Source organism: Nocardia sp. NPDC046473 (assembly GCF_040645995.1).
In the GTDB taxonomy this organism is placed as follows: Bacteria; Actinomycetota; Actinomycetes; order Mycobacteriales; family Mycobacteriaceae; genus Nocardia.
This window is the reverse complement of the sequence record NZ_JBEYZJ010000006.1, coordinates 230,228-242,632: the sequence shown is the minus strand read 5'-3', so window position 1 is coordinate 242,632 and position 12,405 is coordinate 230,228. Positions and strand designations below refer to the sequence as shown.

Annotated in this window: 13 protein-coding genes and 1 riboswitch; of the genes, 7 read left to right on the top strand and 6 right to left on the bottom strand. The window is 66.7% G+C overall.

Annotated elements, in window-relative coordinates; translation table 11 throughout:
- Nucleotides 1–51 precede the first annotated feature (51 nt).
- Nucleotides 52–495 (top strand): MarR family transcriptional regulator, encoded by a 444-nt coding sequence (locus tag ABZ942_RS22600; RefSeq protein ID WP_357384987.1) that lies wholly within the window; start codon nt 52–54, stop codon nt 493–495.
- Between the two features lie 23 nt (nt 496–518).
- On the opposite strand, the gene ABZ942_RS22595 is transcribed toward ABZ942_RS22600, so the two are convergent.
- On the bottom strand, nt 519–1,163 hold the full coding sequence (locus ABZ942_RS22595; protein ID WP_357384985.1) for a TetR/AcrR family transcriptional regulator: 645 nt from the start codon (nt 1,161–1,163) through the stop codon (nt 519–521).
- 142 nt (nt 1,164–1,305) lie between these two features.
- Here ABZ942_RS22595 and ABZ942_RS22590 point away from each other — a divergent pair, with 142 nt between their 5' ends.
- Nucleotides 1,306–2,085 (top strand): SDR family oxidoreductase, encoded by a 780-nt coding sequence (locus tag ABZ942_RS22590; protein WP_357384984.1) that lies wholly within the window; start codon nt 1,306–1,308, stop codon nt 2,083–2,085.
- Nucleotides 2,086–2,181: 96 nt separating this feature from the next.
- Here ABZ942_RS22590 and ABZ942_RS22585 read toward each other — a convergent pair whose 3' ends face one another.
- Nucleotides 2,182–2,940 carry an HAD-IIA family hydrolase gene (locus ABZ942_RS22585; RefSeq protein ID WP_357385857.1) on the bottom strand — a complete coding sequence of 253 codons (759 nt, stop codon included), beginning with the start codon at nt 2,938–2,940 and terminating at the stop codon, nt 2,182–2,184.
- Between the two features lie 379 nt (nt 2,941–3,319).
- On the opposite strand from ABZ942_RS22585, the gene fgd reads away from it, so the two are divergent.
- A complete protein-coding gene (gene fgd / locus ABZ942_RS22580; protein ID WP_357384982.1) occupies nt 3,320–4,330 on the top strand; it encodes a glucose-6-phosphate dehydrogenase (coenzyme-F420) in 1,011 nt (336 codons plus the stop codon).
- Between the two features lie 454 nt (nt 4,331–4,784).
- On the top strand, nt 4,785–5,456 hold the full coding sequence (locus ABZ942_RS22575) for a hypothetical protein (protein WP_357384981.1): 672 nt from the start codon (nt 4,785–4,787) through the stop codon (nt 5,454–5,456).
- Nucleotides 5,457–5,492: 36 nt separating this feature from the next.
- On the opposite strand, the gene ABZ942_RS22570 is transcribed toward ABZ942_RS22575, so the two are convergent.
- The 3 genes from ABZ942_RS22570 to ABZ942_RS22560 all read right to left on the bottom strand — a co-directional run bounded on the left by ABZ942_RS22570 (nt 5,493) and on the right by ABZ942_RS22560 (nt 7,889).
- Nucleotides 5,493–6,707 (bottom strand): O-succinylhomoserine sulfhydrylase, encoded by a 1,215-nt coding sequence (locus ABZ942_RS22570; protein ID WP_357384980.1) that lies wholly within the window; start codon nt 6,705–6,707, stop codon nt 5,493–5,495.
- 124 nt (nt 6,708–6,831) lie between these two features.
- Nucleotides 6,832–7,248, bottom strand: coding sequence for a rhodanese-like domain-containing protein (locus ABZ942_RS22565; RefSeq protein WP_357384978.1), 417 nt, complete (start codon nt 7,246–7,248; stop codon nt 6,832–6,834).
- A 14-nt stretch (nt 7,249–7,262) separates the two neighbouring features.
- A riboswitch (SAM riboswitch) is annotated at nt 7,263–7,379 on the bottom strand.
- Between the two features lie 63 nt (nt 7,380–7,442).
- Complete coding sequence (locus ABZ942_RS22560; protein WP_357384976.1) at nt 7,443–7,889, bottom strand: hypothetical protein; 447 nt, start codon at nt 7,887–7,889, stop codon at nt 7,443–7,445.
- Nucleotides 7,890–8,238: 349 nt separating this feature from the next.
- Between ABZ942_RS22560 and ABZ942_RS22555 the strand changes: the two genes are divergently transcribed.
- Both ABZ942_RS22555 and ABZ942_RS22550 read left to right on the top strand, forming a co-directional pair.
- Nucleotides 8,239–9,627 (top strand): FAD-dependent oxidoreductase, encoded by a 1,389-nt coding sequence (locus tag ABZ942_RS22555; RefSeq protein ID WP_357384974.1) that lies wholly within the window; start codon nt 8,239–8,241, stop codon nt 9,625–9,627.
- Between the two features lie 59 nt (nt 9,628–9,686).
- On the top strand, nt 9,687–10,559 hold the full coding sequence (locus tag ABZ942_RS22550; protein ID WP_357384972.1) for an amidohydrolase family protein: 873 nt from the start codon (nt 9,687–9,689) through the stop codon (nt 10,557–10,559).
- A 7-nt stretch (nt 10,560–10,566) separates the two neighbouring features.
- Here ABZ942_RS22550 and ABZ942_RS22545 read toward each other — a convergent pair whose 3' ends face one another.
- A complete protein-coding gene (locus ABZ942_RS22545) occupies nt 10,567–11,049 on the bottom strand; it encodes a DUF456 domain-containing protein (protein ID WP_357384970.1) in 483 nt (160 codons plus the stop codon).
- A 223-nt stretch (nt 11,050–11,272) separates the two neighbouring features.
- Between ABZ942_RS22545 and ABZ942_RS22540 the strand changes: the two genes are divergently transcribed.
- Nucleotides 11,273–12,370 carry a CaiB/BaiF CoA-transferase family protein gene (locus ABZ942_RS22540; RefSeq protein WP_357384968.1) on the top strand — a complete coding sequence of 366 codons (1,098 nt, stop codon included), beginning with the start codon at nt 11,273–11,275 and terminating at the stop codon, nt 12,368–12,370.
- Nucleotides 12,371–12,405: the final 35 nt, after the last annotated feature.

The window sequence follows — 12,405 nt, the reverse complement described above, 5'->3', positions numbered from 1 at the left end:
GAAGAATCGCACGGCGATCCCCTCGAGCGACCGGATGGCCAGGAGGTGCAGGTGACGACGAACGAGCAGGAACTGCTCGCCGCGGCCGCGATCACGTCATTCCGATTGAACGGCCAGTTTCTCGCGATCGCCGAGGAACTGGCCACGCCGGCCGGGCTCACCGCGGCCTGGTGGCAGGTGCTCGGCGCGGCGCTGCCCGAACCGCTGCCGGTGGCGGGCATCGCCAGGGCCATGGGCATCACCAGGCAGAGCGTGCAACGCATCGCAGACCTGTTGGTGGACAAGGGCCTTGCCGAGTATCGGCCGAACCCGGCGCACCGGCGCGCGAAACTCGTGGCGGTCACCGACGCGGGGCTGGCGGCGGTGCGGCGGATCAATCCGCAGCAGGCGGTCGTCGCCAAGCGCCTGCTCGACGAGCTCGGCCACGAGCGGTTCGCCGCGGCCGTCGACGCACTGACCGAACTATCAACGGCACTGGACGCCATCACGGAGTGAAAGCTCTGTCGCTGTCGACGAACTCACTCGGCGGTGGACGCCCCTGGTCCAGTCGCGGCATACCGGGCGGCCATGGTGCGGACGGCCTCGTCGACTACCTGAGCGACGCGATCGGCGCTCACCTCCCAGCCCGGCACCAGGAGTGTCGGCCAGAAGACGTAGTTGGAGATCATGCCCAGGAACTGGGTGGCTGCGAGGTCCACGTCCTCGACCCGCACTGTTCCTGCTTCGTGCTCGGCCAGGAGGTAGCTACGCACGGACTCGAAGTAGGGCATCTTCCCCTGTGAGAACTGCGCATGGGCCAGCTCAGGGAACCGCGGCAGCTCGGCGATGACGATCCTGAACAGGTCGGCCATCTGGGCACGGCCCAGCAGCTCGGCGTAACGGCGACCGATGACGCCGAGCCCGTCGACGACGTTGCCTGCCGGCGGCGGCTCTTCCTCGTCAGCGGTCGACCAGGACTCGGTCACGATGGCGTCGAACAGGGCAGCTTTGCTCGGAAACTGCTTGAACAAGGTGGCCCGCGAAACGCCCGAGCACTCTGCGATCCGCGCCAGTGACGTCCGGTCGTAGCCCAACTCGAGAAACAGTGCGGTCGCGGCCGTCACGATCAGCGCGCGCTTCTCCCGGGCGACGCGCTGGTGATACGTCGTCACGACCTTACTCATGGACCGAGCATACGAGGTGAGTGGCTTGACTCACCACTGCCGCCGACCTAGTGTCGGGCAGTGGTGAGTCGCTCGGCTCACCATCGGCCGCCGGTCATCACTGATGATCCCGGTCAGCTACCACATACCGAAGGAACATCTGATGCCCAGCTTCGACAACCGAACCGTGCTCGTGACCGGTGGCACCGGCGGCCAGGGCTCGAGCCACGTGCGCGCCTTTCACGCGGAAGGAGCGAACGTGGTGATCGGCGGCATCGACGCGGAACGCGGTGCCGCTCTCGCCGACGAGCTCGGGCCCCGCGCTCGCTTCACCCGCCTCGACGTCACCGACGAGAGCTCGTGGACCGCCGCTGTGCTGGCCGCCGAGAACACCTTCGGCGCCCTGAACGTGCTCGTCAACAACGCGGGCGTGCAGAACCCGCCTGCGACAATCGAAAACACCGACCAGGCCACGTGGTCGCGCATCCTCGACGTCAACCTCACCGGAACCTTCCTCGGCATCAAGGCCGCAGCCCCCGCTCTGCGCCGTGCGGCAGGGGGAGCCATCGTCAACATCGCCTCGACCATGGGCCTGGGCGGCACGGCGCACTACGCGCCGTACGTCGCCAGCAAGTGGGCCATCCGAGGCCTCACCCGAACGGCGGCACTCGAGCTCGGCCGCGACCACATCCGGGTGAACACCATCCACCCCGGCGTGATCGCAACCCCCTTCATCCTCGAACCAGCAGCCGGCGCCACCGCGCCAATCGCCGACTTCTACTCCCCCGAGCCGTTCGCCATCCCCCGGCTCGGCGAACCGACCGACGTCACCCGACTTCTCCTGTTCCTCACGTCATCGGACGCCTCGTTCATCACAGGCTCGGAATACGTCATCGACGGTGGACTACTCCTCGGCCCCGCCCTTCAGGCCGAGGCCGCGTAAGCACTCCGGACACGACCGGATCGAACGAGGTCATCACGCTCGGTCGGACACTGAAGACGCGTGCCGGCGACGTACTCGCCTACCGTGCGGAGCCGTTCAGCTCGCGAACGGCTCCTTGGTTCGCCCGACCAGATCGGCGACAGAGTCGAGCACCATCGTCGGACGGTAGGGATACGCCTCGACCGACGCGCGAGTCGAGATGCCCGTGGTGACCAAGATGGTGCGCATGCCCGCTTCCAAACCGGAGATGACGTCGGTGTCCATTCGATCGCCGATCATCACTGTGGACTGCGAGTGCGCGCCGATCCGGCGCAGCGCCGAGCGCATCATCAGCGGGTTGGGCTTGCCGATGTAGTACGGATCGCGACCGGTCGCGCGGGTGATCAGCGCGGCAACCGAGCCGGTCGCGGGCAGTGAGCCGTCCCGGGACGGGCCGGTCGGGTCGGGGTTGGTCGCGATGAAGCTCGCGCCCTTCTCGATCAGGCGGATCGCGGTGGTGATCGCCTCGAAGGAGTAGTTGCGGGTCTCGCCGAGCACCACGTAATCGGGGTTGCTGTCGGTGAGCACGTAGCCGATCTCGTGCAATGCCGTGGTGAGGCCGGATTCGCCGACCACATAGGCGGTTCCGTTGGGCCGCTGCTCGTCCAGGAAGGTGGCGGTGGCCAGCGCGGAGGTCCAGATCGCCTCCTCCGGAATGTCGAGTCCGGTGTGCCGGAGTCTGGCCTGCAGGTCGCGCGGGGTGCGGATGGAGTTGTTGGTCAGCACCAGGAACGGGGTCTCGTTGGCGCGCAGTTCGGCGAGGAACTCGTCGGCGCCGGGGACCAGTTGGTCCTCGTGCACCAGCACACCGTCCATGTCGGTCAGATAGGACAGGATCGGTTCATCAGTCACCAGACAATTGTCCCACTAGAGACACAGTCGGACGGAGTCCGTCCGCAGACCGCGCATGGCCGGAGCGAATGCGGCGGTACGCCTACCGGACACGTTGATGAGGGGAAGTACGACGCGATGCGACCCTTCGCACACCTTCGGGTGGCGCTGACTATGGTCGAAGACGGCCGTATGACGTATGTGCGAAAAGCACCGGACAGTGCTCAAATGATCACCGAGGGGTGGGAACGTTCGCGATCCCGCGTCGGTTGAAGCGAAGCATGACCGCAGCGTGTCTGCGGCCGACAAACGGTGTGCGGGAATGCCCGCACAGGTGTGCAGCGAAGCGACAGGAGTGGCGCACATGGGTGAGCTCAAGCTCGGATACAAGGCGTCGGCGGAACAGTTCGGGCCGCGCGAACTGGTGGAGATCGCGGTGCTGGCCGAGGAACACGGCCTCGACAGCGCCACGGTGAGCGACCATTTCCAGCCGTGGCGGCACAAGGGCGGGCACGCGCCGTTCTCGCTGGCCTGGATGGCCGCGGTCGGCGAGCGCACGAAGCGGATCCAGCTCGGCACCTCGGTGCTCACGCCCACCTTCCGATACAACCCGGCCGTGATCGCACAGGCCTTCGCCACCATGGGTTGCCTGTACCCCGACCGGATCATGCTCGGTGTCGGCTCCGGCGAGGCGCTCAACGAGATCGCCACCGGATACAAAGGCGAATGGCCGGAGTTCAAGGAGCGTTTCGCGCGGCTGCGCGAGTCCGTCGACCTGATGCGCGCGCTGTGGACCGGCGACCGCGTCGACTTCGCGGGCGAGTACTACAACACCGTCGGCGCGTCCATCTACGACGTGCCCAAGGGCGGCATCCCGGTCTACATCGCCGCGGGCGGACCGCTGGTCGCGCGCTACGCGGGCCGCGCGGGTGACGGCTTCATCTGCACCTCCGGCAAGGGCATGGACCTCTACACCGAGAAGCTGATGCCCGCCGTCACCGAGGGCGCCGCCAAGGCAGGCCGCACCATCGACGACATCGACCGAATGATCGAAATCAAGATCTCCTACGACACCGATCCCGAACTGGCACTGGAGAACACCCGCTTCTGGGCCCCCCTGAGCCTCACCCCCGAACAGAAGCACAGCATCACCGACCCGATCGAAATGGAAGCCGCCGCCGACGCCCTCCCGATCGAACAGATCGCCAAGCGCTGGATCGTAGCCAGCGACCCCGACCAAACCGTCGACCTAATCAAGCCCTACCTCGACGCCGGCCTCAACCACCTGGTCTTCCACGCCCCCGGCCACGACCAACGCCGCTTCCTCGACCTCTTCCAGCGCGACCTCGCCCCCCGCCTGCGCGCACTCGCCTGACTCACAGACCCTGCACACCCCTCACAGCAGTTACAGCTGCTGTGAGGGGTGTCGATTCTCTGTGACACCCCCAACGACCCTCTCCACAGGCGGGACTTATCCACAATTCGGGGGTTGGCGGTGGTGGTGGGTGGGCTCGGTGCCGAGGATGGTTGGCATGGATGTTCCTGTTCCCATTGCGCGGCGGGATGCGCTTGCGGGTGGCTTTACTGATCGAGAGTTGCGTGGGATTGCGTGGCAGCGGGTTCGGCGCGGGTCCTATGTCGCCGCCGGTTCGGGGCAGGCCATGTCTGCTGAACATCGGCATCTGATGTTGGTGCATGCGGTGGCCGAGGCATCGAGTGCCGAGGCGGTGGTCAGTCATGTCTCGGCGGCGATTGTGCACGAATTATCTTGCTGGGCAATCTCGTTGGCGCGCGTTCAGCTCATACGTGCTCGCCGCAGCGGTGGCAGGGTGACTCGGCAAGTGGCGTTGCACTCGATGCGGATCGATCCCGATGAGATTGTGCAGGTCGGGCCCCTCCGCGTCACCAGTGTGGCGCGAACCGTCATCGACCTCGCCAGGTCCGTTCCGTTCGAGCAGGCCGTCGTCGTCGGTGATCATGCGTTGCACTCCGGCAAAACAACCCGCGACGAGCTGCTCGCTGAGCTCGCACGTGCCGAGGGACGGCCGGGGAATCCAGCGGCGCGGCGGGTGGTGGCCTTCCTCGACGGCAGGTCCGAGAGTGTCGGCGAATCGCGCAGCCGAGTAGCGTTGCGCGCCGCGCACTTCCCTGACCCCACCCTGCAAGCTCGGATCACCACGGCGACAGGCAAGATCGTCGCACGAGTCGATTTCCTGTTCCCGGAGTTCGGTGTCATCGGCGAATTCGATGGCCTGGTGAAATACCGCGGCTCCCTTGTCGGCGATCGACCACCCGAGGACGTCGTGATCGCAGAGAAAGCCCGCGAGGACGCACTCCGCGCACTCGGCTGGCTAGTCGTCCGCTGGACCTGGCGCGACCTGAACTCCCCCCACAATTGGCTCGCGCACCTAACCCGCGCAGCCGAAATCGGCCGCAGAACCGACCAAAGCGGCGGCTGGCATGTGCGCACAGACCCTCCGTACTCCTCACAACGGCTCTAACTGCTGTGCGGGGTACGGAGGGTCTGTGCAGACTCCCTAGCTCAGGGCGTGGTCGAGGTCGGCGAGGAGGTCTTCTACGTCCTCTAGGCCGATGGAGATGCGGACGACGCCGTCGGATAGGCCGATGGTGGCTCGGCCTTCGGGGCCCATCGCGCGGTGGGTTGTGGTGGCGGGGTGGGTGATCAGGGACTTGGCGTCGCCGAGGTTGTTGGAGATGTCGATGATGCGCAGGCGGTTGAGGACTTCGAAGGCGCGCTTCTTGGCCTCGTGCGCCGGAGCGTTCAGTTCGAAGGTGACGACGGTGCCGCCGGCGCTCATCTGGCTGGTGGCCAGGTCGTGCTGCGGATGTGATTCCAGGAAGGGGTATTTCACCCAGCTGACCGACTTGTTGGTCTCCAGGAAGCGGGCGATGCGCAGGGCGGATTCGGTCGAATGCCGAACGCGCAGTGGCATTGTCTCCAAACCCTTGAGCAGCGTCCACGCGTTGAACGGGCTCAGCGCCGGACCGGTATGGCGCATCAGGGTTTTCACCGGGCCGTCGATGTAGTCCTTCGCGCCCAGGATCGCGCCGCCGAGCACGCGGCCCTGGCCGTCGATGTGCTTGGTGCCCGAATAGACGACCACGTCGGCACCGAGTTCGAAACCGCGCTGCAGCAGCGGGGTGGCAAAGACGTTGTCCAGCACCACCTTCGCGCCCGCGGCGTGCGCGAGTTCGGTGACCCGGCGCACGTCGACGAGGGTCTGCATGGGGTTGGCCGGAGTCTCGAAGAACACCGCCTGGGTGGGCACCGACAGCGCCTGCTCCCACTGATCCAGATCCTCGCCGTCGACGAAGACGGTCTCGATGCCCCAGCGCGGCAGGATCTCGTTGCACACCACGAAGCAGGACCCGAACAGGCTGCGCGCGGCCACAAGTCGATCACCGGCACCGAGCAGCGCGCCCAACGCGGTGAATACCGCGGACATTCCGCTCGCGGTGGCGAAACACGCCTCGGCGCCGTCGAGCAGCCGCATCCGCTCCTCGAACATGGCCACCGTCGGGTTGCCGTAACGGGAGTAGACGAAATGCTCCACGTCGCCGGTGAACGCGGCCTCGGCGGCCTCCGCACTCTCGTAGACGAAGCCGGAGGTCAGGTACAGCGCCTCGGAGGTTTCCTCGAAACCGGAGCGCCGCAACCCTCCTCGCACCCCCAGCGTCGCGGGACCGACGCCCTCCGGCAGCGGCTTGTCGAACGCACCACCGGTAATCACGACTGCCTCCCGTAGCTGCGTGACCGCCCTTCGGGGCACGCAAACTCCGGCCCTTCGAATGTGCGCGACCACAGCTCGGGGCGCGCACATTCCGGCCGTTCGAATGTGGACCTACAGCACGTACTCATGACTGCCGCCAAGGCAAGCCGAGGGCACGCCAGCCGGCGCCGCCGCGATGTCCGTCCGCGTCGACCGGGCCTTCGAAGCCCTCGAGCACGTTGTACGAGGTGCCGAACCCGGCCTGGGTCGCGGCGATCGCCGCGCCGATGGAGCGCTGCCCCGAGCGGCACAGGAAGATCACCGGTGCCTCCGGGTTGTGCCCGTCGAGCGCCGTGACCAGCTGCTCGGTGAACTCGCCGTTGCGCGTGCCGGTCGAGTCGACCCACTCGATCAGTACCGTCGGGCGCTCGATCGAACTGGTGTCGGGCACGCCGACGAACTTCCACTCGGCCTCGGTACGCACGTCGACCAAGACGGCTTCGGGGTTGTCTCGCAACAGATCCCAAGCCTGCTGCGGGGTGATGTCACCGGCATAACTCATCTGGACCCTCCTAGAATCCGCACTTGCCGCGCTCGGGTTTGACGCGCGGCCAGGTCGTCACCCGGAGCACCCCACCGCGGAGGAGGGTTGCCGACCAGTATTGCCGGGGCTTAGCACTGGTTCTCATGACCTTCTGCTGAGATTGCCTGGACTAGGGTCGCCCTGTCAAATGGCTGCTCACGGTATGAGAATGCTCAATTACAGACCAACCATTTGTCGCCGGATCTGGTCAGATTCCAGGTCGCGGTCGCCTCGGTGCCGTCGACCTTGGTGGTGACCGTCGCCTTCGCCCGATCGCCGTCCATCTTCGGATCGTCGAGTTTGGTGATTTCCACGGTCTTTCCGCCGCCGGAGCGCCCGGCGAGTGGGGAGCGTTTCGGGTCGAAGCCCTGGCAGCCCGTGCCTGGTGGGGGCACCAGATCGGTGGTGTTCGACCCCTCGACGAAGTTGCGCACCGCGGCGGTGATCCGGTCCGATTCTGTGACATTTTTCTCAGCGGGCGACACGACACCGCCGATGATGATCGCACCGAGCACGATGACCGCGAGGACGGCCGCGGCGACGAACGGTGCCACGGAACGCTTGTCGGTCTGATCGACCGTGATGACTTCGTCCTGCGCGGGTGACTCCTGATCGCTCATACGACGATGATCCCTGGTCGGCAGGGATATCCGATGCGCGCCCCCGCCCCGGGTGGCCGTCGATGACGAAGGCCGTTGCGCCGCGCGGGGAATCGACGTCGCGAGATCGGGTAGCCCGGATAGCAGACGTCGATGGCATCCATTCAGTTCACGCACCGCCGAGGCCCGCCCCGCCAACCACCGATAGAATCGCGAGACTGCGGCCTGCTGTCATAGCCGCGGCTGGAGTGGCCACGAGCCGACAACTCCAGCGTCCGCGCCGCCAGGTGCAACCAGCCAGCGCGTAACTTAGCCTAGGCTAAGGAAGACGCCGTTAATTAGTTCTCGACCAAAAGGGTGCGCGTAAAAGATGACCGAACAGAGTGCAGCTAACCGCCCGCTCCGCATCGCCATCGTGGGCGCGGGACCGGCCGGGATTTATGCCGCCGACGCGCTGATGAAGTCCGATGCCGAGGTCAGCATCGATCTGTTCGAGCGCATGCCCGCGCCGTTCGGGCTGATCCGCTACGGCGTCGCGCCGGACCATCCGCGCATCAAGGGCATCATCACCGCCCTGCACAAGGTCCTCGACAAGCCGCAGGTGCGCCTGCTCGGCAATATCGACTACGGCACCGACATCACCCTCGACGACCTGCGCACCTTCTATGACGCGGTCATCTTCTCCACCGGCGCCAACGCCGACCGCGCACTCGGCATCCCCGGCATCGGCCTGGACGGCTCCTACGGCGCGGCCGACTTCGTGTCCTGGTACGACGGCCACCCGGACGTGCCGCGCACCTGGCCGCTGGACGCGGAGAAGGTCGCCGTGCTCGGCGTCGGCAACGTCGCGCTCGACGTGGCCCGCGTGCTGGCCAAGACCGGTGACGAGCTGCTGCCGACCGAGATCCCGCCGAACGTCTACGCGGGCCTCAAGGCCAACAAGGCGCTCGAGGTGCACGTGTTCGGTCGCCGCGGCCCGGCGCAGGCCAAGTTCACCCCGCTGGAACTGCGCGAGCTGGACCATTCGCCGACCATCGAGGTCATCGTCGATCCCGAGGACATCGACTACGACGAGGGCTCCGAGGCCGCGCGCCGCCACTCCAAGCAGGTCGACATGATCGCGAACACGCTCGAGCAGTGGGCGATTCGCGACGTCGGCAACCGCCCGCACAAGCTGTTCCTGCACTTCTTCGAGTCGCCCGCGGAGATCCTCGGCGAGGACGGCAAGGTCGTCGGCCTGCGCACCGAGCGCACCCAGCTCGACGGCACCGGCAACGTCAAGGGCACCGGCACCTTCAAGGAATGGGATGTGCAGGCGGTCTACCGCGCCGTCGGCTACCTGTCGCAGAACCTGACCAACCTGCCGTTCGACGATCAAGCAGGCACCGTGCCCAACGAGGCGGGCCGGGTGATCGGCGACGAGAACGCCGACGGCGCCGACCGCTACGTGCCTGCCACCTACGTCACCGGCTGGATCAAGCGCGGCCCGGTCGGCCTGATCGGCCACACCAAGGGCGACGCCAACGAAACGGTGGCCTGCCTGCTCGACGACAGCGCGAACTTCACCCCGGCCGCGCAGCCGGAGCTCGACGCCGTCACCACCTTCCTGGAGGGCAAGGGCATCCCGTTCACCACCTGGCAGGGCTGGTACCGCCTGGACGCGCACGAGCGCTCGCTCGGCGAGCCGGAGGGCCGCGAGCGCGTCAAGGTGGTCGAGCGCGAAGACATGCTGCGGGCCAGCGAGCCGCACAAGGTCTGAGCGACCCGCTTGTTACCTCCGCGACAGCAGAAAAACTCGCACTGAGGCATTCTGTACAGGTGTTCGATGCCCATCTCCACATCTTCGATCCGCGGTTCCCGCGGTTCGAGAACGAGGGCTACCTGCCCGGCTCCTTCACCATCGCCGACTATCGAAAGCGCATGTCGCGCTTCGATGTCGGTGGTGGCGCCGTGGTCAGCGGGTCCTTCCAGGGCACCGACCAGACGTATCTGAAGGCGGCCCTCGCCGAGCTGGGCGAGGGCTGGGTCGGCGTCACCAGGCTCGACCTGGACGCCACCGACGACGAGATCATCGAACTGGACCGGATCGGCATCCGCGGCCTGCGCTTCAACCTGAAGCGGGCCGCCGCCGACATCACCGGCATGACGCTGCAGGCGCTGCGCGCTCATGAACTGGTCGGCTGGCATGTCGAGGTGTACATCGACGGGCAGATGCTCGCGTCGCTGCAACCGGTGATCTCGAAGCTGCCGGTGTTCTGTATCGACCACCTCGGCATGTCCGACGAGGGCCTGCCCTACCTGCTGGATCTGGTCGATCGCGGGGCCAGGGTGAAGGCGACGGGTTTCGGCCGGGTCGCGATGAGCGTGCCGGACACGCTGCGGCGCATCCACGCGGTCAATCCGGAGGCGCTGATGTTCGGCACCGACCTGCCCGGCACCCGCGCGGGTCGTCCCTTCCAGGATTCCGATGTCGATCTCATCTGCGATGTGGTCGGCACCGACATGTTCGCCGTCCTGGAGGACAACGCCCGCGCGTTCTACCGCCTCCCGGCCCGGGTCCGCCCGCTGCCGGCCGACCCGGCCCCCACGCTGCCCATGTACACCACCGAGCAGCCGACCATCCCCATCCGCCGCGACCGCCTCCCGAAACTCGAAGTGGCAGACACCATCCCGCTGCCCATCATCGAATAACGCTCGGTCAGGCGACGATTGCGCCGATAACCCAGACTCCGGTGGCGAGTAGCGCGCCCAGCAGTTCGATGAGCATCGACAGGCCGACGCCTTTGAGCGCGTGAACCGTTGACTGCCAAGCTTGTTGGCCGACGCGGAGACGTTGGAGTTCGGAGAGGTAGACACCGAGGACGAAGCCTACGAACAGGCCGACCACGGGGATGACGAAGAAACCGATGATGCCGAGTACCGCGCCGAGGATCAAGGATCGGTTGGCGACGCCCGCGTCCTTCATCTTCCGGCCGGGCCAGGTGTATTTGATGACGCCGGAAAGCACGAGCAAGGCGGTGCTGATGGCGAAGACGATCCAGGCGGTGGCGCCGCCGGTCATGAAGGCCCACACCGCGATTGCGCCGAAGATCAGGATGACGCCGGGCAGGATCGGGACGATGATGCCGAGCAGGCCGACGAGAACAACCAGGCCGACGACGACCTCGCCCCCGGCACTCACAATCCCACCTCGCAGACGCTCGGTTCCGTCATGCGCGTGGCGCGCTCTCTCATGACTCCACCCTCACCGCGCCGGCTCGGTTACCGCGCTGCTGGGATTGTGACCTACCCGGTTGGCCGGTGCACAGCGCAGGGCGCGAGAGAACGACTCGACGTTATTGTCATACTGTCAATACAGCGCCGGGCCGCCGGTGCGCTGGATCAACGACGAACCGAGGTAGGGCGTGAGCACTCCATCCACCGCCGTCAAAGGCCCGCTCGCGGGCATCAAGGTCATCGAGCTGGCCGGCATCGGCCCCGGCCCGCACGCCGCGCTGCTGCTGGCCGATCTGGGCGCCGACGTGGTGCGGATCCAGCGTGCCGGGCAGATCCCCGGCGGGTTCGACCGGCCGCAGCAGCGCGGGCGGACCATCGTCGAGGCCAACCTCAAGGACCCGGCCGACATCGCGAAGGTGCTCGGGCTGATCGAGAAGGCGGACGTGCTCATCGAAGGCTTCCGGCCCGGCGTGACCGAACGGATGGGGCTCGGCCCGGACGACGCGCTCGCGCGCAACCCGCGCCTGGTCTACGGCCGGATGACCGGCTGGGGCCAGGAGGGCCCGCTTGCCGATCGCGCCGGACACGACATCAACTACATCTCCCTCACCGGCGTGCTGCACGCGATCGGCCGCAAGGGTGAGCGCCCGGTGCCGCCGTTGAACATGGTCGGTGATTTCGGCGGCGGCTCGATGTTCCTGGTGTTCGGGCTGCTCGCCGCGCTGGTCGAGCGGCAGACCTCCGGCAAGGGGCAGGTCGTCGATGCCGCGATGGTCGATGGCGCCCTTGCTCTTTCGCACATGATCTGGGGCATGCGCGGCTACGGCGCGTGGTCCGACGAGCGCGGGGTGAACCTGCTCGACACCGGAATGTCGTTCTACGACACCTACGAAACCGCCGACGGCAAGTACATGGCGGTCGGCTCGATCGAGCCGCAGTTCTACGCGCAGCTGCTCGCGGGCCTGAACATCGACCCGCAGGGCCTGCCCTTCCAGCTCGATCCGGCGGGCCAGGAAACGCTGAAAAAGCTGTTCACGGAACGCTTCCTGACCAAGACGCGCGACGAGTGGGCGGAGATCTTCGTCGGCACCGACGCGTGCGTCTCCCCGGTTCTCACCTTCGAGGAAGCCACGAAGAACGAGCACATCACGGCCCGCGGCTCGTTGATCGAGGTCGACAACATCACCCAGCACGCCCCGGCGCCCCGCTTCTCCCGTACCCCGAACGGCATCCCGACCCCGCCGCCGAACGAAGCGACTCCGATCGAATCCGTTTGGGCGGACTGACTTTCGGCCAGCGTTGGCCCATGCGGCGCAACGAC

What these genes read in the sequence shown, in the direction of transcription:
- ABZ942_RS22565 (WP_357384978.1), bottom strand. Translation starts at nt 7,248, where the DNA reads ATGAGTTATGCCGGTGACATCACCCCGCAGCAGGCTTGGGATCTGTTG.
- fgd (WP_357384982.1), top strand. Translation starts at nt 3,320, where the DNA reads ATGGGTGAGCTCAAGCTCGGATACAAGGCGTCGGCGGAACAGTTCGGG.
- ABZ942_RS22585 (WP_357385857.1), bottom strand. Translation starts at nt 2,940, where the DNA reads ATGGACGGTGTGCTGGTGCACGAGGACCAACTGGTCCCCGGCGCCGAC.
- ABZ942_RS22590 (WP_357384984.1), top strand. Translation starts at nt 1,306, where the DNA reads ATGCCCAGCTTCGACAACCGAACCGTGCTCGTGACCGGTGGCACCGGC.
- ABZ942_RS22560 (WP_357384976.1), bottom strand. Translation starts at nt 7,889, where the DNA reads ATGAGCGATCAGGAGTCACCCGCGCAGGACGAAGTCATCACGGTCGAT.
- ABZ942_RS22555 (WP_357384974.1), top strand. Translation starts at nt 8,239, where the DNA reads ATGACCGAACAGAGTGCAGCTAACCGCCCGCTCCGCATCGCCATCGTG.
- ABZ942_RS22595 (WP_357384985.1), bottom strand. Translation starts at nt 1,163, where the DNA reads ATGAGTAAGGTCGTGACGACGTATCACCAGCGCGTCGCCCGGGAGAAG.